The organism is Rhodanobacter sp. KK11, from assembly GCF_033345435.1.
GTDB lineage: Bacteria > Pseudomonadota > Gammaproteobacteria > Xanthomonadales > Rhodanobacteraceae > Rhodanobacter.
This window is the reverse complement of record NZ_JAWPMI010000001.1, coordinates 1,371,916-1,393,421: the sequence shown is the minus strand read 5'-3', so window position 1 is coordinate 1,393,421 and position 21,506 is coordinate 1,371,916. Positions and strand designations below refer to the sequence as shown.

Sequence of the window (21,506 nt, the reverse complement as noted above, 5' to 3'; positions counted from 1 at the left end):
TGTCCCGGGACACAAGGCACGATGCCGCCCGGCGGGCGGCATCGCGGGACACCATCTGCCGGATCGGCAACTCAGTAGCGCAGCAGCGCCGAGGCCCAGGTAAAGCCGCCGCCGAACGCCTCCAGCAGCAGGTTCTGGCCGCGCTGCACCTTGCCCGAGCGCACAGCGTAATCCAGTGCCAGTGGCACCGAGCCGGACGAGGTGTTGGCATGCTGGTCGACGGTGACGATCACGCGCTCCATCGACATGGAGAGCCGCTTCGCGGTCGCCTCGATGATGCGCAGGTTGGCCTGGTGCGGGATCAGCCAGTCGATCTCCGTGGCCTGCATGCCGGCGGCCTGCAGTGTTTCGTCCACCAGCGCGTCCAGCGTCTTCACCGCGACCTTGAACACCTCGCGGCCGGCCATCTTGATGCGCACGCCGTGGTTGGGCTCGTCCTTGAAGCCGGCCGACACGCCGACCGGGTTCCACAGCAGTTCCTTGTAGCCGCCATCGGCATGCAGACAGGTGGCGTGGATACCCGGCTCGTTCGAGGCCTCCAGCACCACGGCGCCGGCGCCATCGCCGAACAGCACGCAGGTCTCGCGCTCGTGCCAGTCGATCATGCGGGTCAGTGTTTCGGCACCGATCACCAGCGCCTTCTTCGCCTGCCCGCTGCGGATGAACTTGTCGGCGATGCCCAGCGCGTACATGAAGCCCGAGCAGGCGGCGTTGACGTCGAACGCCGCGCAGCCGTTCGCGCCGAGGCGGTGCTGCACCAGGCAGGCGGTGGACGGAAAGATGATGTCGGGCGTGGTGGTGCCCAGCACGATCAGGTCAAGCTCGGCCGCCCTGACGCCGGCCGCCTCCAGCGCGTGCTGCGCGGCTCGGAACGCCAGGTCGCCGGTCGTCTCGCCATCGGCCGCGATGTGCCGCTGGCGGATGCCGGTGCGAGTGCGGATCCACTCGTCGCTGGTGTCGACGATCTTTTCCAGGTCGGCGTTGGTTACCACGCGCTCCGGCAGCGCGCTGCCGGTGGCGATGATGCGGGAATAGATCTGGGCCATTCAGCTGTCCATCAACGTAAACAGGGGATTGAACGCCCTGGGCAGTGCCAGCGCAACCGTCCGGAGCGACATTCGGGGTGTCCATCAACGCAAAACGGCGCGTTGCCGCGCCGTCCCGCCTGATCGAAGTCCGGAAACCCCGCAGGGTTCCGCGGCACCGATCAATCCTCGACCGACACCGCGCCCTTGGTCTCGATCACTTTCTTGCCGCGATAGTAGCCGTCCTTGGTGACGTGGTGGCGCAGATGCACCTCGCCGCTGGTCGGGTCGGTGGACAGCTGCACGGTCTTCAACGCATCGTGCGCACGACGCATGCCGCGGGTGGACGGGGTACGGCGGCTCTTGGCAACTGCCATGGTAGTTCTCCAGCTGAAACTCGATAGATTGAAACAGGATGATCTGTTGCGTCATGGCCCGGATCGGATCACCCGGGCCGGCATTACTTCTTCTTCAGTTCGCGCAACACCGCGAACGGACTTTCGGAGTGCCCCTCGCCGGCAGAATCCGGCTCGTGGCCCGTCACTTCGTCGGGCAGGCTGCTGTCCGGATTGACCGGCACCAGCGGCAGCGCCAACAGCAATTCGTCTTCTATCACATCCGTCGGATTCAGTCGGCCATCCTCGGCCACCAGCAGCGGTTCGCAATCCGGCGGCAGTCCGGCCTCGTCGCGTTCCTGCCGGATCAGGCCGAGCCGGGTGTCCACCGCGACCGGCAGCACGAACGGCTCCAGCGTGCGTTGACAGACCAGCGCAAGCGATGCCCGGGCACGAACGTCGACGTAGCTGATGCCCAGTTCGTCACGCCCGAAATCCAGCTCGAACTGCAGCAACCCATCGGTACTCGCCAACACCTCGCACAGGCGGGGCATGGTCGCGATGGGGAGCGTCCCTTCGAACGAACGCCGCGCCGAGACCATGCGCCAAGCGTCCACGGACTCGGGCAGTGTCACGGACATAATCGCGAAATGGTAGGTTCGGAGTCGCTCGAAGTCAACCGACATGAGGTCAGCAGGCATCGCCCCCGTCCCGGCAACCGCTTATTTTGCCTGATCCAGTCCTGATGGGGCAGACTGAATCTCCCTGTTGCCCGAGCCATTGCCCTTGAACTTCTATCTGACGCTCGGCACCGCCGTGTTGCTGGCGCTGCTGATTGCCCTGGTGGCCGTGGCCCTGTTGCTGCGCCGGCGCCAGGCATTGCGCGGCAGCCGCCTGCAGACCCTGCTCGACCTGGCCGACCGGTTGGAAATCGACCTGAAGACCTGCCGCAGCGGCCTGCAGCAGGCTCACGCGGTGATGTCGCTCAATCCCGACCTTCCCGCGGCCAGCGAACAGGACGCGCAGCACGCGATCGATGCCGGCCTGCGTGCGCTGCTGCAGCAACGCCTGTGGATCCGCGACCGCTCGCCGCACGCCAGCCAGCATGAACTGGACGAGGCCGCCGCCGCCATGCGCGGCACCCGCGACCGCCTGCAACCGCTGCTGAAGGCCCTCGACCAGGCCCAGACCGACTTGAACAGCGCGATGCGCGAACACCTCCGGCGCGAATCGGATACATGATCCCGCCCCGCCAACCGCCACGCATCGTGCTGGGTTCGACCTCGCGTTACCGCGCCGAGCTGCTGCAGCGGCTGCTCCCGGACTTCGAGCAGACTGCGCCCGGCACCGATGAGACCCCGTTACCGGACGAAGAACCCGCAGCACGCGCCCTGCGCCTGGCGATCGCCAAAGCCGAAGCCGTCGCGCGAAACCGCCGGGATGCGCTGGTCATCGGCTCCGACCAGGTCGCCGAGCTTGACGGTCTGATCCTCGACAAGCCCGGCACCGTCGAACGCGCCCGCGCCCAGCTCGCCGCCAGTTCCGGCCGCGAGGTGCACTTCCACACCGCGCTGTGCCTGCTCGATGCGCGCGACGGCCGGCGGCATACCCATGTCGACCACACCCGCGTGCGCTTCCGCGCGCTGGGCGCCGCGGAGATCGCCCGTTACATCGAGCGCGAACAACCGCTGGACTGCGCCGGCAGCTTCAAGTGCGAAGGCCTCGGCATCAGCCTGTTCGAAGCGATCGAAAGCCGCGACCCCAGCGCACTGGTCGGCCTGCCGCTGATCGCGCTGGCGCGGCTGCTGCGCATGGCCGGTATCGAACTGCCCTGAGGCTAAACTGCAGGCACCATCATCGGAAGACCAAGTTGCATGTCCGCACTGACCCAGCCCCACGACGAATCCCTGCAGCAGCAACTGGATGCCGCGATGGCCCAGGTCAACCGCGTGCTGCTGGGCAAGCCGCGCCAGGTGAAGCTCGCCTTCACCTGCCTGGTCGCCGGCGGCCACCTGCTGCTGGAAGACGTGCCCGGCGTGGGCAAGACCACTCTGGCGCACGCGCTGGCGGCCACCTTCGCGCTGGAGTTCCAGCGCGTGCAGTTCACCAGCGACCTGCTGCCGTCGGACATCGTCGGGGTCAGCGTGTACGAACGCGAGACCGGCCAGTTCCGCTTCCACCCCGGCCCGATCTTCACCGGCCTGCTGCTGGCCGACGAGATCAACCGCGCCAGCCCGAAGACGCAGAGCGCACTGCTGGAAGCGATGGCCGAAGGCCAGGTCACCGTGGACGGCCAGACGCATGCGCTGGCGCAGCCGTTCTTCGTGGTCGCCACGCAGAATCCGCTGGACCTCAACGGCACCTTCCCGCTGCCCGACTCGCAACTCGACCGCTTCATGCTGCGGCTGTCGCTGGATTACCCGGATGCCGCGGCCGAACGCGCCCTGCTCACCGGCAGCGACCGCCGCGACCTGCTGGCCCAGCTGATGCCGCAGCTGGACGGCGCGGCACTGCTCGCGCTGCGCCGGCAGGCGCAGGCGATCACCGCGAGCGCCGCCCTGCTCGACTACCTGCAGGCCCTGCTCGCCGCCAGCCGCCGGCACGCCGAGATCCGCGTGGGCTTGTCGCCGCGCGCCGGCCTGGCGCTGCTCGGCGCCGCGCGTGCGTGGGCCCTGCTCAGCGGTCGCGGTCACGTGTTGCCGGAGGACATCCAGGCGCTGTTCGTGCCGCTGGCCGCACACCGCCTGCTGCCGGCGCGCGGCGCCAACGGCGACACCCTGGCCCGGCAAGTGCTGGCCGAGGTGGCGGTGGACTGATGCGCGACCTGCTGCAGCGGCTGCTGCGACGGGCCGAACAGCGGCTGCCCGCGCTCACCCGCTATCGCCGCCCCGAGAGCCTGCCGATCGAATTGCATCGGCGGCGCATCTACATCGTGCCGACCGGCTTCGGCCTCGGCTTTTCCGTCTTGCTGCTGGTGATGCTGGTCGGCGCGCTGAACTACGCCAACAACGCCGGTCTGCTGCTCACCTGCCTGCTCGGTGCGGCCAGCGCCGCAAGCATGCTGGTGGCGTTCCGCAGCCTCGACGGCCTGCGCCTGGGCCACATCCGCGCCGGTCACGCGGTCGCCGGCCAGCCGCTCGAGCTCACTCTGGCCTTCGACTCCCGGCGTCCGCGCAACGCCATCCGCGTCGATCTCGGCGACAGCACCGTGGCCTTCGCACTCGACGGCCACGCCAGTACGTTGGTGAAACTGGCCCTGCCCACCGAGCGACGCGGCTGGCAAGCGCTGCCGCGGCTGCGGATATGGAGCAGCTGGCCGCTGGGCCTGTTCCGCGCCTGGAGCTGGCTGCACCCGGAGCAGTCCGTGCTGGTGTGGCCACGCGCCGAAGCGGCCGGACCACCGCCACAGGCCCACGCCGACGACGCCCGCCAGCTGCGCCTGCATCGCGGCGACGAACTCGCCGCGCTGCGCGACTACCGCGCCGGCGACCCGCAGCGGCACATCGCCTGGAAGGCCAGCGCCCGCCATGAGAACCTGCTGGTGAAGGATTTCGAGCAGCCGCAAAGCCATCCGCAGTGGCAACTGGACTGGCGCCAGCTGGGCGGGCTGGACCACGAGGCGCGCATCGCGCGGCTGGCGCGCTGGCTGAACGAGGCGCAGGCCCGGCGCCGCCACTACAGCCTGTGGCTGCCCGGCAACGAGATTCCCAGCGGCAGCGGGCCGCTCCACTACGCGCGCTGCATGAACGCGCTGGCGCAGCTGCCATGACGCCACGCCGACCCCGACCGCCGGGCGGGCGGCCGATCGACACCCGCGCGTTCGACCTGCTCAGCCTGACCATGGCGCTGGTGCTCGGGTTGCATTCGCCGCACCTGCCGGGGTGGCTCACCGTCGCGCTGGCGCTGATCCTCGGCTGGCGATGGTGGCAGCGGCGGCATCAGGCCGGCCGGGTGCCGCGCTGGCTCAAGCTGCCGCTGCTGGCCCTGCTGACGCTGGCGGTGATCGTGCAGTACGGCAACATCTTCGGCCGCGAGCCGGGCACGGCGCTGGCGGTCGGCCTGCTGATCCTCAAGCTGCTGGAAACCGAGGTCGCGCGCGACGTGCGCGTGGGCATCAGCTTCGCCTGCTTTGCCCTGATGGCCGCGCTGCTGTTTGACCAGGGGCTGGTCGCCACCGTGGTGGTCGCGCTGGGCCTGCTGCCGGCGCTGGCCACGTTGCGTGCGCTGGAACCCGGGCAACTGCCGGCACCCAGCCTGCCGCGTGCCCTGCTGCCGGCGCTGGCGCTGACCGCGGCGGCACTGCCGCTGGCCCTGCTGGCCTTCCTGCTGGTGCCGCGGCTGAGCTCGCCGCTGTGGGGCGCACCCACGCCGGAGCAGGCGCGCACCGGCCTCGGCGACAGCATGACGCCGGGCAATTTCACCGACCTGCTGATCGACGACCATCCCGCGATGCGGGTCAGTTTCGACGGCGCGCCGCCGGCGCCGGATCAGCGCTACTTCCGCGCCTACGTGATGTGGCATTTCGACGGCCGCAGCTGGCGCCGGCTCGATCCGCGCATCGCCCCGCCGCGGCCACCGGCCCCCATCGACGTCGCCAGCTCGGTGGGGTACCGCATCAGCCTGCAGCCGACCCGGCGCCGCGTGCTGCCGATGCTGGACGTGCCGCTGCAGGCGCCGGCGCAGGCCACCCTGCAAGCCGACCGCGAAGTGATGGCCGACAAGCCGGTCAACGATCCGCTCGACTACGCTGCGCGCTCGGCGCTGCGCTACCAGTTGCAGCCTGACCTGGACGAGCGCTCGCGCCGCCTCGGCCTGCGCCTGCCGGCGGATTTCAACCCGCGCACGCACGCGCTGGCCGCGCAATGGCGGCAGCGCTACGGCAGCGACGACGCCGCCATCGTGCGGACCGCGCTGACCCTGTTCCGCGACGGCGGCTTCCGCTACACGCTGGCGCCGGCGCCGCTGGGGCGCAACTCGGTAGACGACTTCCTGTTCGACACCCGCGAAGGCTTCTGCGAACACTATGCGTCGGCCTTCACCGTGCTGATGCGCGCCGCCGGCATCCCGGCGCGGGTGGTCACCGGCTACCAGGGCGGCTACTGGAACAAGCTCGGTGACTACCTGCTGGTGCGCTATTCCGACGCGCACGCCTGGAGCGAGGTGTGGCTGGCCGGGCACGGCTGGGTACGCGTGGACCCCACCGGCGCAGTGCGCCCGGAGCGCGTTTCACTCGGTGCGGCGGCCGCCGCCGGCGACCAGTTGGCCTGGTACCGCAACGACTGGCTGCAGGGCCTGCGCAATCGCTGGGACATCGTCAACCGCTGGTGGGACCAAGGCGTTATCGGCTTCGACGCACTGCGCCAGCGCGGACTGCTGACGCCGTTCGGCATCCGCGATGCCGACACGGCGACGCTCGGTGTGCTGCTGGCGATCAGCAGCGTGCTGTTCATCGCGGCCGGGCTGGCGTGGGCCTTGCTGCGGCGGCAGCCGCGCGATCCGCTGCGCGGCGCGTTGCGCAGGCTGGAACGGAAGCTGGCCCGCCATGGCGTGGTGCGCCGCCGCGCCGAAGGTCCGCAGCACTACCTGAGCCGCGCGGCCCGTGCGCTGCCCGGCCAACGCGAGGAACTGGCAAACCTGATGAGGAGTTACCTGGAACTGCGCTATGCCCACGACGAACCGCCGACTGAACCACTTCGCGCATTCCAGCGCGCCGTGCGGGATTTCCGCATCGTCGACGTGGTCAAATAAGAGCCGACACGACGGCGCAGGCCGTCGCCCATGTATGGAGAGATCCCCATGTCCCTGTACCGCCCACTAACCCTCGTCGCCGCCCTCGCCCTGCTGGCCGGTTGCGCGACGATTCCGAAGCCGCTGGAAGGCACCTATACCGACGTCTCCACCGCCAGCGCCCAGCAAGGCGGTGCGGGTGGTACCCGCGTGCGCTGGGGCGGCGAGATCATCAAGACCGAACCGGGTCCACAGCAGACCTGCTTCTATCTGCTGTCGCGCCCGCTGGACAGCCAGGCGCGCCCGAAAGCCGGCAATACCGGCGAGAACCTGGGTCGCTTCGTCGCCTGCCGCGACGGTTTCTACGATCCGGAAGTGTTCGTCCGCGGCCGCGAACTGACCGTCACCGGCACGTTGCACGGCACGGTGTCGCAGAAGGTGGGCGAGTTCGACTACGCCTACCCGCGGATCGAGGCCGACGTGGTCTACTTGTGGCCGAAGCGCCCGGTCGTGGTCAACTACCCGCCGGGTTTCTACGACCCGTTCTGGGGTCCGGGCTTCGGCCCTTACTGGGGCGGCTACCCCTACTACGGCTACTACCCCCGCCGGGTGATCGTGGTGCGGCCGCCGCCTCCGCTGCCCGCGCCGAAGAAGTAAGCCCACATGAAAACGCCGGCCCGGAGCCGGCGTTTTCATGTGCGGGATGCGGCACCGTGGCGCTCAGCCCGGCGGCCAGTGCATGCGCCGCCCGGCCAGCAGGTGCACGTGCAGGTGGTACACCGTCTGCCCGCCGTCCTCGTTGCAGTTGATCACCGTGCGGTAGCCCCGCTCGGCAAGGCCCTCCTGCCTCGCGTACGCCGCCGCGGCCAGCAGCAACTTGCCGAGCAGCTCGGCGTCACCCGCCGTCGCGTCGTCGAGCGTGGCCAGCGGCCGCTTCGGAATGAACAGCACGTGCACCGGCGCCTGCGGGTTCAGGTCGCGGAACGCCAGCACCTCGTCATCCTCGTAGACGATGTCGGCCGGAATCTCGCGGCGGACAATCTTGCTGAAAATCGTGTCGCTCATGGTCGGTTTCCTGAAAGTGATGACTCAGTCGAGCAACTGGCGGCCGCCGAATGCATGCGCCAGCGTGCTGCGGTCGACGTATTCCAGTTCGCCGCCCAGCGGTACGCCGTGCGCCAGCCGGGTCGGCCGCACGCCGCCGGCGCGGGCCAGCTGGGCCAGGTAGTGCGCGGTGGCTTCGCCCTCGACGGTGGGATTGGTGGCGATGATCAGTTCCTCGATCTCGCCCTCGCCCAGGCGCTGGGCCAGCTGCGCCAGTCCGAGTTCCTCCGGGCCCAGCCCGTCCAGCGGCGACAGCCTGCCCATCAGCACGAAGTACTGGCCGCGGTAGCCGGTGGCCTGTTCGATCGCTGCCAGATCGGTCGGTGATTCCACCACGCACAGCACCTGGCGGTCGCGGCTGGGGCTGGCGCACAGCGTACACAGCGGCTCCTCGCTGAAGTTGCGGCAGCGCTCGCAGTGGCCGATGCGCCGCATCGCCTGCTCCATCACCGCGGCCAGCTTCAGCCCGCGCTCGCGCTCGCGCTCCAGCAGATGGAAGGCCATCCGCTGCGCGCTCTTGCCACCCACGCCGGGCAGGCAGCGCAGCGCTTCGATCAGGTCGGCGAGGAGGGGGGAACCACTCATGCTTGCCTCAATCTAACGAAGGAACCCGCTTGCGGGCGATGCTCCTTCTGGAGCTTCGGAGCAGAAGCATCGCCCGCAAGCGGGCTCCTACGACGAACCCGGATTCCTCAGAACGGCAACTTGAAGCCGGCCGGCAGGTTCATCCCGGCGGTGACGCCGCCGAGCTTGTCCTTGCTGGCCTGGGCGACCTTGTTCACCGCGTCGTTGATCGCGGCGGCGACCAGGTCCTCGGCCATCTCGGGATCGTCGGCGAAGGTCTGCCGGTCGATCTGTACCTTGCGCACCTCGTGCGCGCCGGTCATCACCACGCTGACCAGGCCGCCGCCGGCGCTGCCGGTAACCTCGAGTTTCGCGATTTCCTCCTGCGCACGCTTCATGTCTTCCTGCATGCGCTGGGCCTGCTGCATCAGCTGGCCGATCTGTCCTCTCATCACACGGCTCCGGATTCGTTGTCAAAGGGTTTGATGGATTGCGGCAGCACGCGTGCGCCGAACTCGCGCTTCAGCGACTGCACCAGCGGGTCGCCTTCGATCGCCTGCTCGGCGGCGGCCTGGGCCGCGTCGTGCGCCTGCGCCGCGCGCGCCGCCGGGGTCTGCGCAGCGGCGGCCTGGCTGGCGTTGACGAAGCGCAGGCGGACGCGCTCGCCCAGTGCCTGGCCGATGCGCTCTTCCATCTGGCTCACCATCGGCTCCACCGCCAGGCTCATGTGCGCCGGCTGCAGCGCCAGCACCAGGGTCTGCCCGTCGCGCTCGCGCAACACCGCATTCTGCGCCAGCAGGCCGAACGGCCCGCGCAGGCCGGCACGCTCGATCAGGGTTTCCCAGTCCGGCAGACCGTTGGCGTCGCGCGCCACCGGAGTGACGGCGGCAGATGGCGCAGCGATGGCAGCGGGCGCAGTTGCCGCACGCGACGGCGCGGCTTCATGGCGCGGTTCCGGTGCGGCAGCGGACCGCGCCGGTGCCGCGGGGCGCGTCGGCGCCGGGCTGGCCGCCGGACGTTCCGCATGCGCAGCCGGTGCACCATCGCCGGGGCGGAACGCCAGCATGCGCAGCAGCGCCATCTCGAAGCCGGTGCGCGCGTCCGGCGCCAACGCCAGATCGCGGCGGCCCACGGTGGCGATCTGGTAGTACAACTGCACGTCTTCCGGCGCGATCCGCCCGGCCAGCGCCGCCAGCGCGCCGTCCTCGTCGCTGTCTTCCTCCGGCCGGTAGCCGGGTATCAACTGGATCAGCTGCAGTCGGTGCAGCACGCTGGCGATGTCGTCCAGCACGCCGCCGAAGTCGGGCGAGTACGAGGCGATCTGCGTGCACTCGGCCAGCAGCCGCTCGCCGTCGCCGGCAGCCAGCGCGTCCAGCACGCCGAGCACCTGGCCGCGCGCCACACTGCCCAGCATGTTGCGCACGTCCTCGGCGTGCAGCACGCCGCCGCCGTAGGCGATCGCCTGGTCCAGCAGCGACAGGCCGTCGCGCAGCGATCCATCCGCGGCGCGGGCCAACTCGCCGATCGCGCCGTCGTCGTAGGCGATGTTCTCGGCGCCCAGGATGTGCCGCATCTGGCCGGAGATCTGTTCCGGCAGCAGCCGCTTCAGGTTGAACTTCAGGCAGCGCGACAGCACCGTCACCGGCAGCTTCTGCGGGTCGGTGGTGGCAAGCAGGAACTTCACGTGCGGCGGCGGCTCCTCCAGCGTCTTCAAGAGCGCGTTGAACGCGTTCTTCGACAGCATGTGCACCTCGTCCACCAGGTACACCTTGAAGCGGCCGCGCGACGGCGCGTACTGCGCGTTCTCGATCACCTCGCGCACGTCGTCCACACCGGTGTTGCTGGCCGCGTCGATCTCCAGCAGGTCGACGAAGCGGCCTTCGTCCACCGCCGTGCACACCGCGCACTCGCCGCAGGGGTCGGCCGACTGCCCGCGCTCGCAGTTCAGCGACTTGGCGAAGATGCGCGCGATGGTGGTCTTGCCCACGCCGCGGGTGCCGGTGAACAGGTAGGCATGGTGCATGCGCCCGGTGTCCAGCGCATTGGTGAGCGCGCGCACCACGTGTTCCTGCCCCACCAGTTCGGCGAACTTGCGCGGGCGCCACTTGCGGGCGAGTACCTGATAAGACATGCCTGACTACCTTGGGGCGAAAGGTGATTGTGCCAAGTCAGGCGGGGTAAGTCAGTAAACGACGACCCCGAAATGGCGGCGGCCCCGCCAGCCACACCCCGGCACCCGAATCATCCACTACCGTTGCTTCCTTCCGGACCTGGCGGGGTTTGCGGACTATCGTCGCGGGGGGACCGACGGGGCCACCATGGACGTCAAACGATTACGCTTGCTGCTCTTGCTGTTGCTGTTGCGCCAGCCTCACGCTGTCGCACCTTGTTCAGAAACTGGCGGAGAGGGCGGGATTCGAACCCGCGATACGGGGATAAGCCGTATACACACTTTCCAGGCGTGCTCCTTCAACCACTCGGACACCTCTCCGCAAAATCTTTGTCGCACCATCTCGCAGCGGGCGGGATTGTTCGGCTCATCCTGAGCCTCACCCCTCACTGGCGTTCGGGGCCAGCCTGGCGGCTGTCCAAATTCGTTCCGGACGAATTTGTCGAACCCGCGATACGGGGATAAGCCGTATACACACTTTCCAGGCGTGCTCCTTCAACCACTCGGACACCTCTCCGCAAAATCTTTGTCGCACCATCTCGCAGCGGGCGGGATTGTTCGGCTCATCCTGAGCCTCACCCCTCACTGGCGTTCGGGGCCAGCCTGGCGGCTGTCCAAATTCGTTCCGGACGAATTTGTCGAAACCGCGATACGGGGATAAGCCGTATACACACTTTCCAGGCGTGCTCCTTCAACCACTCGGACACCTCTCCGCACGAAACTCCCTTTGCCGGCGATCCCGTCCTTCAAAGAGTCGGTAAGGATAGCGGGAGGCCCCCATCCAGGCAAGCAAGCGGACGCCGATTCAGCCGGCGTCGGCCCTGGGTTCCGACGGGGCGGGCAAGGCGGCCCGTTCGCCGCGAACCGCGATGCGGTAGCCGAGGGAGATCAACGCGGTGCCGTCCGCCTCGCTGCCGTAGTGATACAGCAGCAACCGGGCACGCAACGCCTCCGGATACTCGCGTTCGACGTCGTCGATGCCGGTGTGCGAGGGGTTGCCGACCAGACCGCAGTCGTGGGCGATGAGTTCGCTGCCACCCGCACGGCTGGCCAGCACCTCGGGGATCGGCCGGGTGTCGCCGGTGTAGACGAAGCTGCCGTCCAGCGCCAGGCCGTACGAGGTGCCCGGCACGTGATGGCGGGTGGCGAACACGTCGAACCACAGGCCGTCCAGCCAGAAACCGCGCGTGCACGGGATCAAGCGGAACGCTTCCCAGAAATTGACGCCGCCTTCGGCCAGCGTGCCGGGGTAGTCGGCCACACGTGCCTGCAGCCACGGCAACAGCCCGGCATGGATGAAAACCCGGGTCGTGCCGCGCAGGTGTTCGTCGAACCACAACTTGAAGAACAACCGCTCCAGCCCGCCCACGTGGTCCATGTGGGTATGCGTGATGAAGATGGCCGGCGGCAGTGCGTCGTACGCCGCCAGGTAGCGGTCGAGCGTGTCGGGGCCACAGTCGATCAGCAACAACGGCACGCCGGCGCGCTCCAGCACCGCGGCCGACGAACCCAGTTCCACCGCGTGCGCGGCGCCCACGCCGAGAAAGTGCAGATGCCAGTTCATGGGTTCAGCGTACGCCCGTAGCGGTACAACAGGGGCTGCCAGACGTGCTCCTCGAATGCCGCCTCGCCGGCGTCGGCCGCGCCGAGCTTGAGCAATGAGCGACGCAGGCGCAGCAGGTTCGCCTGCTGCCAGGCACTGGCCGGAGTGCGCAGACGGCCGCGATCGAAATCGATCAGGTGCAGCGCACCCTGCGTCACCAGCACGTTGTGCGCATTCAGGTCGGCATGCCAGACGCCAGCGCGATGGAAACGCGCCACCAGCGCGCCGACCTCCTCCGCCAGTTCGCCATCCAGTCGCCCTGCCGCCAGGCATTCGGCCAGCGTCCGCGCATCGGCGATGCGGCGGGTGATCAGGTCGGCAGCGTAGAACAGGCCACGCCGGCGATAACGCGCCGCCACCACGGTCGGCCCGGGCAATTCCAGTCGGGCGATCTCGGCGAGCAGGCGGAATTCCGCGAACGGACGGGTGCGGTCGGCGCCGGTCCACAGATACCGGTCGCCCATCAGCGCAGCCATCAGGCCGCCACGGCGGTAGTGCCGCAGCACGCATTCGCCCACCGGCGTGGCCACGATCGCCACGCCGCCACGGCCACCGGCCTGGGTGCGCAACGCGTCGCGTCCTCGCCAGTAATCGGGTGCGAACCAGTCATGCCCGACTTGTGGCGACACCCCGGCGTCGAACAGAATCGCGCCTTCGGCATCGCGGTGGATTCGTTCCTGCATCATCATGCCCGGTGATTGTCCTCGATTCTAACCCAGGCCCATGGCTCCGAACCCGCCCACTGCCGCTGCCTCGATCTGCCTGCTGCGCACCTCCGCCATCGGCGACGTCACCCACGTGGTGCCGCTGGTACGCACCATGCAGCAGGCGTGGCCGCAAACCTCGCTGACCTGGATCGTCGGCAGGCTGGAACGCAAGCTGGTCGGCGACCTGCCCGACGTGGAGTTCGTCACCTTCGACAAGGCCGCCGGCTGGGCCGGTATGCGCGCGGTACACGCGGCGTTGCGCGGCCGGCGTTTCGACGCGCTGCTGCACATGCAGGTCGCCATGCGCTCGAACCTGCTGAGCCTGGGCATCAAGGCGGATCGCCGCATCGGCTACGACCGCGCCCGCGCGAAGGATCTGCACGGCCTGGTGATCAACGAACGCATCCCGGCGCGCAGCGGCGAGCACGTGCTGGACGCGATCGGCAGCTTCTGCGAACCGCTGGGACTGAAGCAGACCTCCGTGCGCTGGGACATCCCGATTCCCGACGAGGCGCACGCCTGGGCCGCCGAACAGCTGCCCGGCGACACGCCCACCCTGCTGGTCAGCCCCACCTCCAGCCATGCACTGCGCAACTGGCGACCGGAGCGCTACGCCGCCGTGATGGATCACGTCGCCGCCCGCGGCTGGCGGGTCGCGCTGGTCGGGGGTCCGTCCGCCTTCGAGCGCGCAATGGCCGACGCCGTGCTGGCGGCATGCCAGTCGCCGCCGCTCGACCTCACCGGCAAGGACACGCTGAAAAAACTGCTGGCCCTGCTCGAGCGCGCGCAGCTGCTGCTGACCCCCGACTCCGGCCCGATGCACATGGCCAACGCCGTGGGCACCCGCGTGCTCGGCCTGCATGCGGCCAGCAACCCGCACCGCTCCGGCCCGTACTCCGACCGCCGCTGGTGCGTGGACAAGTACGACGAGGCCGCGCGCCGGTTCCTGGGCAAGCCGGCCGGCGAATTGGCCTGGGGCACGAAGATCGAGAAGCTCGGGGTGATGGACCTGATCGGCGTGGACGACGTGGTCGAGCGCTACGAAGCCGCCGCACACGACATGCGGTTGTTGTAGGAGCGCGCCCTGTGCGCGATGGCTCTTCGTTACGTGACGGAAAAGCTTCGCGCACAGGGTGCGCTCCTGCACGCCGGCATCAGACCGCGCGGTAATCCTGGTACGACTTTTCCTCGACCAGCTGCGAACCGAGCTTCAGGTTGATCTCGCGCTTGAAAGCGGCGCGTTCGTCGTTGCGGAAATACACCGAACGGGCGAGCTCGATGAACTCGGCATCGAACGCCTGCGCTTTTTCTTTCAGGCGGATGCGGTCCTCGATGTCCCACAGCAGTTCGTTCACCGCCAGCAGGCGGGCACGTTCGGCAGAGATGTCGGTGTGCGAGGCGGGATGGGCGGCCCAGGTGGTGTTGAGCAGGTCCAGCTCGCTGCGCACGTTGGCCAGCTTGGCAGCGTCGGTGATGCGGCGCGACTTGATCTCCAGGATGGTGATCTTGTCGATCAGTTCGCCGTAGGACACCGGGGTCTGGATCAGGCTCATGGTCTTGGCTTCCGTCAAAAAAGGATGAGTCACGCCGCCGGGCGCAGCGCGCCCTGCTGCACCAGCGCGCAGACCGTGCGCACGTCACCGTCCATCGCGCGGTCGCGATGCATGAAGCCGATGTGCCGGCGCAGGATCGCGTGCGCGTCGCGCACGGCGGTGCCGGCGTGGAAATCGCCGGCATGCGCCAGCGCCGCGGCGAGCTGCTGCACCTCGGCGACGAACTGTTCGTGGTGCGGCTGGCCTTCGCGCGGCGCATTGGCGATCTTCGCCGCCAGCGCCTGCCAACCGCCCCGGGTCGCCAGCCGGCGCGCCGCGTTCAGCATCTCCTGGCGGTAGTCCAGCGCCTGCGCGGCGGTGTACAGCTCCAGCGCCAGCACGTGGCCGAGGTCCTCCATCATGTCCAGCACGTGGCGCGCCTCGTTGGCGCCCATCGAGACGTGGTCCTCGGCATTCGCACTGGTCGGCACCGAGTACACGCTGGCCGGATGCGCGCGCGTGGCCAGGTCGTTGACCAGTGCCGCGGCGGTGTACTGCACGATCATGAAGCCGGAGTCGGTGCCGTCCTCGTTGCCGGTGAGGAAGGCCGGCAGGCCGTCGTTGGTGGCCGGGTCGACCAGCTTGTTGAGGCGCCGCTCGGAGATCGAGGCGAGCACCGGGATGGCCGCCTTCACGTAGCTCATCGCCAGCGCCAGCGGCATGCCGTGGAAGTGGCCGGCCGAGATCACCTGCTCCTCGATGAATTCCGCGTCGGCGTTGTCCGGGAAGATCAGCGGATTGTCGGTAACCGCGTTCAGCTCGATGTCGATCACCCGGCAGGCCTGCGCCCAGGCGTCGCGCACGGCGCCGTGCACCTGCGGCATGCAGCGCAGGCTGTAGGCATCCTGCGGCTGGTGTTTCTTGCCGCCCTTGAACGGCAGGAAGCGTGCGTAGAACGCCTCACGGCCGTGGCGCTGGTTGGCCGGCACCCAGTCCCAGCCGATGTCGAAGCTGAGCGCCTGGTCGTCCGGCTCGCTCCACGCCTCGGCATTCCACGGCTTGAAGCGCGGCACCAGATGGTACGGAATGTCGAGCAGGGTGGAGTCGGCCAGCAATTCGCGTACGTGCGCGGCGGTTTCCACCTGGCCCGGATGCGGACGCAGCGCGTGGACATCCGCGCGCAGCGCGCCGCTGCGGCCGGCGAACGCGTCCAGCGTCATCGCCGCAGCGAGGTCGGCGGTATCCAGCAGCCGCTCCAGCGCGTCCAGCGCCAGCGTGGCGGTGGCCAGCATCTGCGCAGTGCCGTTGTTGAGCGCCAGGCCTTCCTTGAACGAGAGCCGGATCGGCGCGAGGCCGGCGCGCTGCAGCGCCTCGGCGCCGGGCAGACGCTCGCCCCGGTAGAACGCCTCTCCACCGCCGAGCAGCACGATCGCCAGGTGCGACAGCGGCGCCAGGTCGCCGCTGGCGCCGACCGAGCCCTTCTCCGGCACCACCGGCACCACGCCGGCGTTGAGCATCGCCGCCAATGCTTCGAGCGTGCTCACCCGGATGCCCGAGTGGCCGCGCATCAGCGTGTTGATGCGGATCAGCAACATCGCCCGCACCACGTCTTCGCCGAACGGTCTGCCCACGCAGACCGCGTGGGTGATGATCAGGTTGTGCTGCAGTTCTTCCAGCAGCGTGCCTTCCGGCGCGTGCGGATTGCCTCCGGGCAACTCGTCGCGCACGCGATGCGCGCCGAGCAGCTTGTCGGCGTTGCTGCCGAAGCCGGTGGTGACGCCGTAGGTCGGTTCGCCGCAGCTGACCTTGTCGGCGAGGAAATCGGCGGCGCGCTGCACGCGCGCGAGCCCGGCCGGAGCCAGCGAGACCCTGCTGCCGTGGCGCGCCACCGCCACCAGCTGGGCACGGGTAAGGCTGTGGCCGTCGAGGACGATGGTTTCGGTTGTGCTCACTGCTGCCTCATGGATGGTTTGCGTGGTCTGCGATGGATCGGCCCGGTGCCGGCAAACGGGTACTCAGCCCATCGCGGCGGCCTGCTCCAGCTCCACCCGCAGCGTTTTGACCAGCTCGGCGCGCGCCACTTCGAACTGGTCGCCGCGACGCAGGTCCTTCACCGTGACCACGCCCTTGGCCAACTCGTCCTCGCCCAACACCACGGCAAAGCGGATGCCGGCGCGGTCGGCATACTTGAACTGCCTGCCCAGCTTGCCGCCTTCCAGCACCACCTCGGTGGCGATGCCGGCAGCGCGCAGCTCGCCGGCCAGCGTGAGGTAGGTCGGCAGCTGCGCCTCGTCCATCTGGGTCACCAGTACGTCCACCGTGCTTCGCGCGGTATGCACCAGGCCGGCCTCGCGCAGCTGCCAGTACAGGCGGCTGAGGCCGATCGAGATGCCCACGCCGGGCAGATGCGACCTGGTGTACTGGCCGGCGAGGTTCTCGTAGCGGCCGCCCGAGCAGATCGAACCGATCTGCGGGTGCTCGTCGAGCGTGGTCTCGTAGACGGTACCGGTGTAGTAGTCGAGGCCGCGCGCGATGGACAGGTTCAGCGCGAAATGCGTCTCCGGCACGCCGAAGTCGCGGATCAGGCCCAGCACCTCCTTCAGTTCGGCGCGGCCCTGCTCCAGCGCTTCGGGGCCGGCACCCAGCGCATCGAGCCGGTCGAAGGCGTCCTGCAACGAAGTGGAGCGTACCTGCACGAAGGCGAGTATCTTCGCCGCCGCCTCGGCGCTCAGGCCGAACGCCTCGCCGGTCAGCATGTCGCGCACGTAGTCGGCGCCGCGCTTGTCCAGCTTGTCCACTTCGCGCAACACCAGCATCTGCCGCTCGCCGTCGACGATGCCGAGGCTTTCGAAGTAGCCACGCATCAGCTTGCGGTTGTTGAGCTGGATGGTGAACGGACCAATGGCCAGTTCGCGGAACACGCTGTAGATCACCGCCGGCAGTTCGGCGTCATAACGGATCGACAGGCGGTCCTTGCCGATCACGTCGATGTCGCACTGGTAGAACTCGCGGAAACGCCCGCGCTGCGCGCGTTCGCCGCGGTACACCCGCTGCATCTGGTAGCGGCGGAACGGGAAACTGAGGTCGCGCTCGTGCTCGGCCACGTAGCGCGCCAGCGGCACGGTGAGGTCGAAACGCAACGCCAGGTCCGGCTTCTCGCCCTGCTCAAGCGCGCCGGTGGACTGCACGAAATACACCTGCCGCTCGGTTTCGCCGCCGGATTTGGTGAGCAGTACGTCGGCATACTCGATCGCCGGCGTCTCCACCGGCAGGAAGCCGAAACGCTCGTAGTTGCGGCGGATCACGTCGAGCATGCGCTGGAACGCGATCTGGTCGAGCGGCAGCAGCTCGAGCACGCCGGGCGTGGTGCGGGCCGGGGTAAGCGCCATGGAATCCTCTGTCGACGGTGGATCGTCGCCGCGCGGCAGGCGCGGCAACTGCAGCCGCCAAGATTAACAGAACGCCGCCGCCCTTCCCTGCACCATGCTGTGCCGCGCGCGCACGAAACCTGTTGCCAAGTCCGCGGACGGACACTAAGATACGCGGCTTCCCACGGGGTGTAGCTCAGCCTGGTAGAGCGCTACGTTCGGGACGTAGAAGTCGCAGGTTCGAATCCTGTCACCCCGACCAAATTCGATGAAAAAGCCGGCCTTGCGCCGGCTTTTTCATGTCCGTCCACATGATGGCGAACTCGTCGGACACGGCCTGGCGGTCCCGCGGGACCGCGGTTTGTGGTTCGACGCGGACTCGTCAACCGGCCACGGCCAGCGCCGCCAGCCGGTCGAGCTCTTCCTCGACGAAGCCGGCCTGCAGCCGCGCCGGACGGTTGAACGGGCCGCGCAGGTTCACGCCCATGTAGTCGCGCACCAGGGTGAAGAACGTCTCGACCGGATCGACGCCATCGCGTTCGCAGCACCAGCGATACCAGCGGGTGCCGGCGGCGACGTGGGCCACTTCCTCGCGCAGGATCACCTCCAGGATCGCCGCGGTGTGCTCGTCGCCGAGTCCGCGCAGCCGCTCGATCATGCCGGGAGTCACGTCCAGCCCGCGCGCCTCCAGCACGCGCGGCACCAGCGCCATGCGGGCGGTGTCGTGGCCAGCGGTTTTCTCGGCCATTTCCCACAAGCCGTTGTGCGCGTCGAAATCGCCGTAGGCGTGGCCCTGCTCGGCCAGCCGGCCGGACAGCAGCGCGAAGTGGCGCGCCTCGTCGTGGGCGCAGCTGGCCCAGTCGCGGTAGTACGCATCCGGCTTGCCGCGGTAGCGGTAGACCGCGTCCCAGGCCAGGTTGATCGCGTTGAACTCGATGTGCGCCACCGCGTGCACCAGGGCGGCACGACCTTCGTCGCTGCCCAGTCCGCGCTGCGGCAGTTGACGCGCGTTGACCAGCCGCGGCTTCGCCGGACGACCGGGCGGGCCGATCGGCTCGGGCGGCGGTGCTGCCGGGTCAGCGTACAGATCACCGGCCAGGAAGGCGTGCCACGTCTCGCGAGTGAGGCGCAGCTTCTCGGCCGGTTCGGTGGCGTCCAGGCAGCGTCTGGCGGCGGCGTGCAGATCATTCATGCGGCAAGACCGGGGCGAGCTGTTGCCCCTCGCCTCTGGCTCTCACACCACCCGCCGCGCGGCCTTGGCGTCGTCCGAGCGCAGCATCTCGATCTGCGCCAGGTAGTTCTGGTCGAGGCCGGTGACGTACTCGCCGGAGAAGCACGAGGTATCGAATCGCGTCAGTTCCTCGTTGCCGTCCTGCACCGCCCAGATCAGGTCCTTCAGGTCCTGGTAGATCAGCCAGTCGGCGCCGATCGTCCGCTCGACTTCCTGCTCGGTGCGCCCGGCGGCGACCAGTTCCGAAGTCGACGGCATGTCGATGCCGTACACGTTGGGATAGCGCACCGGTGGCGCGGCAGAGGCGAAGTAGACGTTCTTCGCGCCGGCGTCGCGGGCCATCTGGATGATCTGTTTCGAGGTGGTGCCGCGCACGATCGAGTCGTCGACCAGCAGCACGTTCTTCTTGCGGAACTCCAGGTCGATCGCGTTGAGCTTGCGGCGCACCGACTTCACCCGCTCGCCCTGCCCCGGCATGATGAAGGTGCGGCCGATGTAGCGGTTCTTGACGAAGCCCTCGCGGAACGGCACGCCGAGCGCGCCGGCCAGCGCGCTGGCGGCGGTGCGCGCGGTGTCGGGGATCGGGATCACCGCGTCGATGCCGTGGTCGGGCCGCTCGCGCAGGATCTTCGCGGCCAGCTTCTCGCCCATGCGCAGGCGCGCCTTGTACACCGAGACGTCCTCGATCATCGAGTCGGGCCGCGCCAGGTAGACGTACTCGAAGATGCACGGCGTATGCGGCGCGCCCTCGGCGCAGCGACGGGTGTGCAACTGGCCGTCGTCGGTGATGATCACCGCCTCGCCCGGCGCCACGTCGCGGATGCGCTTGAAGCCGAGGATGTCCAGCGCCACCGATTCCGACGCCACCGCGTATTCGCGGCCCTCGCCGTTGACCCGCTCGCCCAGCACCAGCGGGCGGATGCCGTTGGGATCGCGGAACGCGATCAGGCCGTAGCCCAGCAGCAGCGCGAGGCAGGCGTAGCCGCCGCGCGCGCGCGCATGCACGCCGGCCACCGCCTTGAAGATGTGGTCGGGGGTCAGCTCCATGCGGTCCTGGATCTGCAGCTCGTGCGCCAGCACGTTCAGCAGCACCTCGGAATCGGAATCGGTGTTGATGTGGCGGCGGTCGTCCTGGAACATCTCGCGGCGCAGCGCGTCGGTGTTGACCAGGTTGCCGTTGTGCGCGAACGCGATGCCGTACGGCGAATTGACGTAGAACGGCTGCGCCTCGGCCGAGCCTTCCGAACCGGCAGTCGGGTAACGGCAGTGGCCGATGCCGATGCGCCCGCGCAGGCCGCTCATCGCCCCCTGGGTGAACACGTCGCGCACCAGCCCGTTGCCCTTGTGCAGGCGCAGCCGCGCGCCGTCCACGGTGGCGATGCCGGCCGCGTCCTGACCACGGTGCTGCAGCACCGTCAGGCCGTCATAAAGCGCCGATGCCACTTCGGTGGTACCGACGATGCCGATGATTCCGCACATGGTTTGTTGCCTGCTTGAGAGGGTTTGTTCAGGGAGACCGGGACGCACCGGCGGTGCCAGCCGCCGCCGGCAACGCCGGACGCAGCACGCTCGTTGCCGGTGCTGGCGCCTTGCCCGAGATGGGGTCTGGCCATGCCGCCGGCAAGCGGGACAGCTGGCCGAGCGCCGCCGGCGGATGGAAGTATTCGCGCACGCCGGGCGGCACCTGCTGGCCCAGCCAGGACGCCACGTGCTGGAAGTGCGGCAACAGCACCGACTGCCGCCACCACGGATCACGCGTGAACGCGGTGAAACCGACCAGAAACACCAGCAAGGCCACCAGCAGCACGCCGCGCGCGAAACCGAACAGCATGCCCAGCAACCGGTCGGTGCCGGATAGCCCGGTGCTCTCGATCAACTTGCCGATCACGAAGCGCAGCAGCGCGCCGAGGATCAGCACGGCGACGAAACACAGCCCGTAGCCCACGATGATCCGCGCCGACGGCAGCTCGATCACGTGCTCCAGCCGTGCGGCCGCGGCGGGGCCGAGCATCCACGCCACCCAGAACGCGGCGATCCAGATCGCCAGCGCCATCACCTCGGAGACCAGGCCGCGCCACAGCCCGACGAAGACCGACAGGGCCAGTACGCCAAGGATGAGGTAGTCGGTCCAGTTCACCGG

General features: G+C 68.9%; 22 protein-coding genes, 3 tRNA genes and 1 other RNA gene. 8 read left to right on the top strand and 18 right to left on the bottom strand.

What is annotated here, in order from left to right; genetic code table 11:
* Positions 1-71: 71 nt before the first annotated feature.
* From R5H19_RS06220 to R5H19_RS06210, 3 genes are all read right to left on the bottom strand, one after another.
* Positions 72-1,046 carry a beta-ketoacyl-ACP synthase III gene (locus R5H19_RS06220; protein WP_318158077.1) on the bottom strand — a complete coding sequence of 325 codons (975 nt, stop codon included), beginning with the start codon at positions 1,044-1,046 and terminating at the stop codon, positions 72-74.
* Positions 1,047-1,207: 161 nt separating this feature from the next.
* Positions 1,208-1,402, bottom strand: coding sequence for a 50S ribosomal protein L32 (rpmF, locus tag R5H19_RS06215; RefSeq protein WP_149365336.1), 195 nt, complete (start codon positions 1,400-1,402; stop codon positions 1,208-1,210).
* An 83-nt stretch (positions 1,403-1,485) separates the two neighbouring features.
* Positions 1,486-1,962 (bottom strand): YceD family protein, encoded by a 477-nt coding sequence (locus R5H19_RS06210; protein ID WP_318158165.1) that lies wholly within the window; start codon positions 1,960-1,962, stop codon positions 1,486-1,488.
* 184 nt (positions 1,963-2,146) lie between these two features.
* On the opposite strand from R5H19_RS06210, the gene R5H19_RS06205 reads away from it, so the two are divergent.
* The 6 genes from R5H19_RS06205 to R5H19_RS06180 are packed head-to-tail and all read left to right on the top strand — an operon-like array spanning position 2,147 to position 7,744.
* Positions 2,147-2,602: a hypothetical protein gene (locus R5H19_RS06205; protein ID WP_318158076.1), complete on the top strand. Its 456-nt coding sequence runs from the start codon at positions 2,147-2,149 to the stop codon at positions 2,600-2,602.
* Complete coding sequence (locus R5H19_RS06200; RefSeq protein WP_318158075.1) at positions 2,599-3,195, top strand: Maf family nucleotide pyrophosphatase; 597 nt, start codon at positions 2,599-2,601, stop codon at positions 3,193-3,195. Before R5H19_RS06205 ends, R5H19_RS06200 begins: the two co-directional genes overlap by 4 nt.
* A 39-nt stretch (positions 3,196-3,234) precedes the next feature.
* Entirely contained in the window at positions 3,235-4,176 is a 942-nt protein-coding gene (locus tag R5H19_RS06195) for a MoxR family ATPase (RefSeq protein WP_318158074.1), read from the top strand.
* A complete protein-coding gene (locus R5H19_RS06190; RefSeq protein WP_318158073.1) occupies positions 4,176-5,129 on the top strand; it encodes a DUF58 domain-containing protein in 954 nt (317 codons plus the stop codon). The genes R5H19_RS06195 and R5H19_RS06190 overlap by 1 nt, the downstream gene beginning before the upstream one ends.
* Positions 5,126-7,108, top strand: a complete 1,983-nt coding sequence (locus R5H19_RS06185) for a DUF3488 and transglutaminase-like domain-containing protein (RefSeq protein WP_318158072.1) — start codon at positions 5,126-5,128, stop codon at positions 7,106-7,108. The genes R5H19_RS06190 and R5H19_RS06185 overlap by 4 nt, the downstream gene beginning before the upstream one ends.
* A 48-nt stretch (positions 7,109-7,156) precedes the next feature.
* The gene (locus R5H19_RS06180; protein ID WP_318158071.1) at positions 7,157-7,744 is read left to right on the top strand and encodes a Slp family lipoprotein; all 588 of its coding nucleotides are present in this window, start codon (positions 7,157-7,159) and stop codon (positions 7,742-7,744) included.
* Positions 7,745-7,807: 63 nt separating this feature from the next.
* On the opposite strand, the gene R5H19_RS06175 is transcribed toward R5H19_RS06180, so the two are convergent.
* The 9 genes from R5H19_RS06175 to R5H19_RS06135 form a co-directional block, all read right to left on the bottom strand.
* Complete coding sequence (locus R5H19_RS06175; protein ID WP_318158070.1) at positions 7,808-8,152, bottom strand: histidine triad nucleotide-binding protein; 345 nt, start codon at positions 8,150-8,152, stop codon at positions 7,808-7,810.
* 24 nt (positions 8,153-8,176) lie between these two features.
* Positions 8,177-8,776: a recombination mediator RecR gene (recR, locus tag R5H19_RS06170; protein ID WP_318158068.1), complete on the bottom strand. Its 600-nt coding sequence runs from the start codon at positions 8,774-8,776 to the stop codon at positions 8,177-8,179.
* A 107-nt stretch (positions 8,777-8,883) separates the two neighbouring features.
* Complete coding sequence (locus R5H19_RS06165) at positions 8,884-9,207, bottom strand: YbaB/EbfC family nucleoid-associated protein (protein ID WP_318158067.1); 324 nt, start codon at positions 9,205-9,207, stop codon at positions 8,884-8,886.
* Positions 9,207-10,886 carry a DNA polymerase III subunit gamma/tau gene (dnaX, locus tag R5H19_RS06160; RefSeq protein ID WP_318158066.1) on the bottom strand — a complete coding sequence of 560 codons (1,680 nt, stop codon included), beginning with the start codon at positions 10,884-10,886 and terminating at the stop codon, positions 9,207-9,209. The genes R5H19_RS06165 and dnaX overlap by 1 nt, the downstream gene beginning before the upstream one ends.
* Before the next feature lie 82 nt (positions 10,887-10,968).
* Positions 10,969-11,065: signal recognition particle sRNA small type (gene ffs, locus R5H19_RS06155), an RNA gene on the bottom strand.
* 88 nt (positions 11,066-11,153) lie between these two features.
* Positions 11,154-11,246: transfer RNA gene (locus tag R5H19_RS06150), tRNA-Ser, on the bottom strand.
* A gap of 81 nt (positions 11,247-11,327) precedes the next feature.
* Positions 11,328-11,439 (bottom strand) — tRNA-Ser (locus R5H19_RS06145).
* A 291-nt stretch (positions 11,440-11,730) separates the two neighbouring features.
* Positions 11,731-12,489: an MBL fold metallo-hydrolase gene (locus tag R5H19_RS06140; RefSeq protein ID WP_318158065.1), complete on the bottom strand. Its 759-nt coding sequence runs from the start codon at positions 12,487-12,489 to the stop codon at positions 11,731-11,733.
* A complete protein-coding gene (locus tag R5H19_RS06135) occupies positions 12,486-13,217 on the bottom strand; it encodes a 3-deoxy-D-manno-octulosonic acid kinase (protein ID WP_318158064.1) in 732 nt (243 codons plus the stop codon). Before R5H19_RS06135 ends, R5H19_RS06140 begins: the two co-directional genes overlap by 4 nt.
* Positions 13,218-13,251: 34 nt before the next feature.
* On the opposite strand from R5H19_RS06135, the gene R5H19_RS06130 reads away from it, so the two are divergent.
* On the top strand, positions 13,252-14,310 hold the full coding sequence (locus R5H19_RS06130) for a glycosyltransferase family 9 protein (RefSeq protein ID WP_318158063.1): 1,059 nt from the start codon (positions 13,252-13,254) through the stop codon (positions 14,308-14,310).
* A 79-nt stretch (positions 14,311-14,389) separates the two neighbouring features.
* On the opposite strand, the gene R5H19_RS06125 is transcribed toward R5H19_RS06130, so the two are convergent.
* From R5H19_RS06125 to hisS, 3 genes are all read right to left on the bottom strand, one after another.
* Entirely contained in the window at positions 14,390-14,788 is a 399-nt protein-coding gene (locus tag R5H19_RS06125) for a DUF6165 family protein (RefSeq protein ID WP_318158062.1), read from the bottom strand.
* A 29-nt stretch (positions 14,789-14,817) separates the two neighbouring features.
* Positions 14,818-16,719: an aromatic amino acid ammonia-lyase gene (locus R5H19_RS06120; protein ID WP_318158061.1), complete on the bottom strand. Its 1,902-nt coding sequence runs from the start codon at positions 16,717-16,719 to the stop codon at positions 14,818-14,820.
* A 63-nt stretch (positions 16,720-16,782) separates the two neighbouring features.
* Complete coding sequence (gene hisS / locus R5H19_RS06115) at positions 16,783-18,156, bottom strand: histidine--tRNA ligase (protein WP_318158060.1); 1,374 nt, start codon at positions 18,154-18,156, stop codon at positions 16,783-16,785.
* Positions 18,157-18,320: 164 nt separating this feature from the next.
* Between hisS and R5H19_RS06110 the strand changes: the two genes are divergently transcribed.
* Positions 18,321-18,397, top strand: a tRNA-Pro gene (locus tag R5H19_RS06110).
* Between the two features lie 120 nt (positions 18,398-18,517).
* Here R5H19_RS06110 and R5H19_RS06105 read toward each other — a convergent pair.
* Genes R5H19_RS06105 through R5H19_RS06095 form a run of 3 tightly spaced genes read right to left on the bottom strand, consistent with a single transcriptional unit; the run spans position 18,518 to position 21,503 of the window.
* Positions 18,518-19,327: a ferritin-like domain-containing protein gene (locus R5H19_RS06105; protein WP_318158059.1), complete on the bottom strand. Its 810-nt coding sequence runs from the start codon at positions 19,325-19,327 to the stop codon at positions 18,518-18,520.
* Positions 19,328-19,369: 42 nt separating this feature from the next.
* Complete coding sequence (gene purF / locus R5H19_RS06100) at positions 19,370-20,845, bottom strand: amidophosphoribosyltransferase (protein WP_318158058.1); 1,476 nt, start codon at positions 20,843-20,845, stop codon at positions 19,370-19,372.
* Between the two features lie 28 nt (positions 20,846-20,873).
* Positions 20,874-21,503, bottom strand: coding sequence for a CvpA family protein (locus R5H19_RS06095; RefSeq protein ID WP_318158057.1), 630 nt, complete (start codon positions 21,501-21,503; stop codon positions 20,874-20,876).
* Positions 21,504-21,506: the final 3 nt, after the last annotated feature.

Coding starts and splice junctions, on each gene's coding strand:
- R5H19_RS06220 (WP_318158077.1), bottom strand. CDS start 1,046: ATGGCCCAGATCTATTCCCGCATCATCGCCACCGGCAGCGCGCTGCCG.
- rpmF (WP_149365336.1), bottom strand. CDS start 1,402: ATGGCAGTTGCCAAGAGCCGCCGTACCCCGTCCACCCGCGGCATGCGT.
- R5H19_RS06210 (WP_318158165.1), bottom strand. CDS start 1,962: ATGGTCTCGGCGCGGCGTTCGTTCGAAGGGACGCTCCCCATCGCGACC.
- R5H19_RS06200 (WP_318158075.1), top strand. CDS start 2,599: ATGATCCCGCCCCGCCAACCGCCACGCATCGTGCTGGGTTCGACCTCG.
- R5H19_RS06195 (WP_318158074.1), top strand. CDS start 3,235: ATGTCCGCACTGACCCAGCCCCACGACGAATCCCTGCAGCAGCAACTG.
- R5H19_RS06190 (WP_318158073.1), top strand. CDS start 4,176: ATGCGCGACCTGCTGCAGCGGCTGCTGCGACGGGCCGAACAGCGGCTG.
- R5H19_RS06185 (WP_318158072.1), top strand. CDS start 5,126: ATGACGCCACGCCGACCCCGACCGCCGGGCGGGCGGCCGATCGACACC.
- R5H19_RS06180 (WP_318158071.1), top strand. CDS start 7,157: ATGTCCCTGTACCGCCCACTAACCCTCGTCGCCGCCCTCGCCCTGCTG.
- R5H19_RS06175 (WP_318158070.1), bottom strand. CDS start 8,152: ATGAGCGACACGATTTTCAGCAAGATTGTCCGCCGCGAGATTCCGGCC.
- recR (WP_318158068.1), bottom strand. CDS start 8,776: ATGAGTGGTTCCCCCCTCCTCGCCGACCTGATCGAAGCGCTGCGCTGC.
- R5H19_RS06165 (WP_318158067.1), bottom strand. CDS start 9,207: ATGAGAGGACAGATCGGCCAGCTGATGCAGCAGGCCCAGCGCATGCAG.
- dnaX (WP_318158066.1), bottom strand. CDS start 10,886: ATGTCTTATCAGGTACTCGCCCGCAAGTGGCGCCCGCGCAAGTTCGCC.
- R5H19_RS06140 (WP_318158065.1), bottom strand. CDS start 12,489: ATGAACTGGCATCTGCACTTTCTCGGCGTGGGCGCCGCGCACGCGGTG.
- R5H19_RS06135 (WP_318158064.1), bottom strand. CDS start 13,217: ATGATGATGCAGGAACGAATCCACCGCGATGCCGAAGGCGCGATTCTG.
- R5H19_RS06130 (WP_318158063.1), top strand. CDS start 13,252: ATGGCTCCGAACCCGCCCACTGCCGCTGCCTCGATCTGCCTGCTGCGC.
- R5H19_RS06125 (WP_318158062.1), bottom strand. CDS start 14,788: ATGAGCCTGATCCAGACCCCGGTGTCCTACGGCGAACTGATCGACAAG.
- hisS (WP_318158060.1), bottom strand. CDS start 18,156: ATGGCGCTTACCCCGGCCCGCACCACGCCCGGCGTGCTCGAGCTGCTG.
- R5H19_RS06105 (WP_318158059.1), bottom strand. CDS start 19,327: ATGAATGATCTGCACGCCGCCGCCAGACGCTGCCTGGACGCCACCGAA.
- purF (WP_318158058.1), bottom strand. CDS start 20,845: ATGTGCGGAATCATCGGCATCGTCGGTACCACCGAAGTGGCATCGGCG.